This window comes from Thermohalobaculum sp., from assembly GCF_058622915.1.
In genome coordinates this window covers 1-2,909 of record NZ_JBZSYN010000049.1, presented here as the reverse complement: position 1 = coordinate 2,909, position 2,909 = coordinate 1, and the positions used below count along the sequence as shown (strand labels likewise).

Annotated in this window: 3 protein-coding genes; all 3 read right to left on the bottom strand. The window is 67.5% G+C overall.

Going from position 1 to position 2,909, the window contains the following annotated elements; all coding sequences use genetic code 11:
- Positions 1 to 23: 23 nt before the first annotated feature.
- Positions 24 to 833: a 5-deoxy-glucuronate isomerase gene (gene iolB, locus AC32QD_RS04245; RefSeq protein ID WP_492009239.1), complete on the bottom strand. Its 810-nt coding sequence runs from the start codon at positions 831 to 833 to the stop codon at positions 24 to 26.
- 10 nt (positions 834 to 843) lie between these two features.
- Positions 844 to 2,673: a 3D-(3,5/4)-trihydroxycyclohexane-1,2-dione acylhydrolase (decyclizing) gene (iolD, locus tag AC32QD_RS04240; protein ID WP_492009238.1), complete on the bottom strand. Its 1,830-nt coding sequence runs from the start codon at positions 2,671 to 2,673 to the stop codon at positions 844 to 846.
- A 1-nt stretch (position 2,674) separates the two neighbouring features.
- Positions 2,675 to 2,909: 2-deoxy-5-keto-D-gluconate 6-phosphate aldolase domain-containing protein (locus AC32QD_RS04235; RefSeq protein ID WP_492009237.1), on the bottom strand; the 235-nt coding region annotated here is incomplete at its 5' end.

The window sequence follows — 2,909 nt, the reverse complement described above, 5'->3', positions numbered from 1 at the left end:
CTTCTGGTTCAGGGCCCGGGCGATCATTTTGCATCCCGCTCCATGATCCATTCGACCGCCGGGTCGGCCTGGAAACGCCACTTGCGCAGCGGGCCCGCCATGACGTTGAGGTAATACATCTCGAACCCGTAAGGCGCACCGCAGGGGTGATGGCCGCGCGGTACAAGCACCACGTCGCCATCGGCGACCGCCATGGTCTCGTCGAGTGTCCCGTCCTCGGTATAGACGCGCTGGATCCCGAAGCCTTGGGCCGGATTCAGGCGATGGTAGTAGGTTTCCTCGAGATAGGTGATGCGGGGATAGTCGTCCTCGTCGTGGCGATGGCTCGGATAGGACGACCAGTTGCCTGCGGGCGTGAAGACTTCGGTCACCAGAAGACTGTCGCAGTAGTCCTCATTTTCCATCGCTATATTGTTGATATAGCGTGTATTGGTTCCCTTGCCGCGCTCGGTGAGCGTGATCGCGTCCGGGCCGATCCGCTGCGCCTCGTGCCCACCCTTGCCGGGCGCCGAGCAGACGGCAATCACGCAATCGGTTGTCGCCTCGGCTTTCCAGGCCTGATCGTTCGGCACATAGAGGCAATGCGGCGGTGTCTTCTCGAAGACATCCAGACGCTCGCCCAACTCGCCCCAGTCCCGACCGGCGGCTTCGAACCGCGCCCGACCTTCGACCATGACCAGGATCACCTCGCGGTCACCGGCCGCCTCGGCCACGCGGTCGCCCGGGCGCAGCCGGTAGAGCGAGAAGCCGACATAGCGCCAGCCCGCCGACTGCGGGGTGATCTGGTGTACTTTGCCGTGCTCGCCGAAGGGTTTGCGCAGAAGGTCGGGCATGGGTCTCACCTCAGTCAAATGGGCGCTGCTTCGCGGCATTCGCGGTGTATCTGGTCCGCGCCTGGTCCAGCCTGTCGGGCCCGCCGGCCTGGGGCACGGCGACGTCCCACCAATGGCCGCCGGCATCGGTGCCGGGGACGGCATCGGTGTCGATGACGATGACGGTGGGGATGGCGCGGCTGCGGGCCTCGACGATCTTCGCCTCCAACTCGGCAATGTTGGCGGCCTTCTCGGCATGGGCGCCCATGGCGGCGGCGTGGCCGACGAAGTCGATCTCCGGCTGGGCCGCGACGCGGGCGTCCTTGTACATGTTGTTGAACTCGGCCCCGCCGCATTCGATCTGCAGCCGGTTGATGCAGCCGTAGCCGCGGTTGTCGGTCAGCACCACGGTGAAGGGGATGCGGCGCATCACTGCCGTCGCCAGCTCAGAGTTCGCCATCATGTAGCTGCCGTCGCCGACGAAGCAGATCACCTCCTTTTCCGGCGCTGCGAGCTTGATGCCCATGGCCCCGGCGACCTCGTAGCCCATGCAGGAATAGCCGTATTCCATGTGGTAGCCGCCGGCTGAGGCCTGCCACAGCACCTGCAGCGCGCCCGGCATGGTGCCGGCGGCGCACATCGCCACCGTGGTTTCGCTGGCCACCCGCTGCACCGCGCCGATCACCTGCGCGTCGGTCGGCAGCGCATTGCCTTTGCCCGGCGCGGCGGTGACCTTTGCCACGGTCGCATGCCAGTCGGTGCGGGATTTGGCGTCGAAAGCGGGCGCGCGGTGGCTGCCGAGCGTCTTCGACAGCCGCTCGAGCGAGACCTTCGCGTCGCCCAGCAGCCCCACCGCGCCGTGCTTCAGCGCGTCGTAGCCGGCGAGGTTGATCGAGACGAGCTTGCGGGCGGGATTGGAAAACACCGTCCACGACCCGGTGGTGAAGTCCTGGAACCGCGTACCGACACCGATGATGAGATCGGCTTTCGTGCAAAGCTCATTGGCACATTGCGAGCCGGTCACGCCGGGCGAGCCGAAGTTGCGGGCATCCTCGAAGCCGAGCCCACCCTTGCCGGCCTGGGTCTCGACGAAGGGGATGTTGTGGGCCTCGGCGAAGCGGGCCAGCGTCTCCTCCGCGCCGGAATAGAGCACGCCGCCGCCGGAGACGATGACAGGGGCCCTGGCCGCCTGGATCATCCCGGCCACCTCCGCGATATCGCGCGGGTCGGGCTCGGGCCGACGGATGCGCCAGACCCTCGGTTCGAAGAAGCTCTCGGGGTAATCGTAGGCCTCGGCCTGCACGTCCTGGCAGAAGGCGAGGCAGACCGGGCCGCAGTTGGCCGGATCGGTCAGGACGCGAAGCGCCCGCGGCAGGCAGGTCAGCAGATGCTCGGGCCGGGTGATCCGGTCGAAGTAGCGCACCACCGGGCGGAAGGCGTCGTTGGCGCTCACCGTGCCGTCGCCCATATCCTCGATCTGCTGGAGGACCGGGTCGGGCCGGCGATTGGCGAAGACATCGCCGGGAATGAGCAGCACCGGCAGGCGGTTGACATGGGCAAGCGCGGCGGCGGTGACCATATTGGTGGCGCCGGGGCCGATCGACGAGGTCACTGCCATCGCCCGCTGCCGCTTCTTCGTCTTGGCATAGGCGATGGCGGCATGCGCCATGGTCTGCTCGTTCTGGCCGCGCCAGGTGGGCAGCGCGTCGCCGATGCCGTGCAGCGCCTCGCCGAGGCCCGCCACATTGCCATGGCCGAAGATCGCCCAGACGCCCTCGATGAACCGCTCACCGTCCTCGGTCCGCTGCACCGAGAGCCACCGCACCATCGCCTGTGCCGCCGTTAGCCGGATCGCCTTCATGTCAGTTCTCCCTGGCGCGTGCCCGCGCCTCGTCCCAAATTCCGCAAAGCCGCGCGAAGCGGCGTGCCATTTCCGCGACTGCCTCAGCCTCACCCATCTCGCCCGCCAGCCAGGACCGGGCGACATCGCCGAAGATCGTGCGACCCACCGCAAAACCCTTCACCATCGGGAACCGCGCCGCCGCCTTGAAGCAGGCCGCCAGCTCCGCCTCGGGCGCGTCGAGCCCGAGCACGACG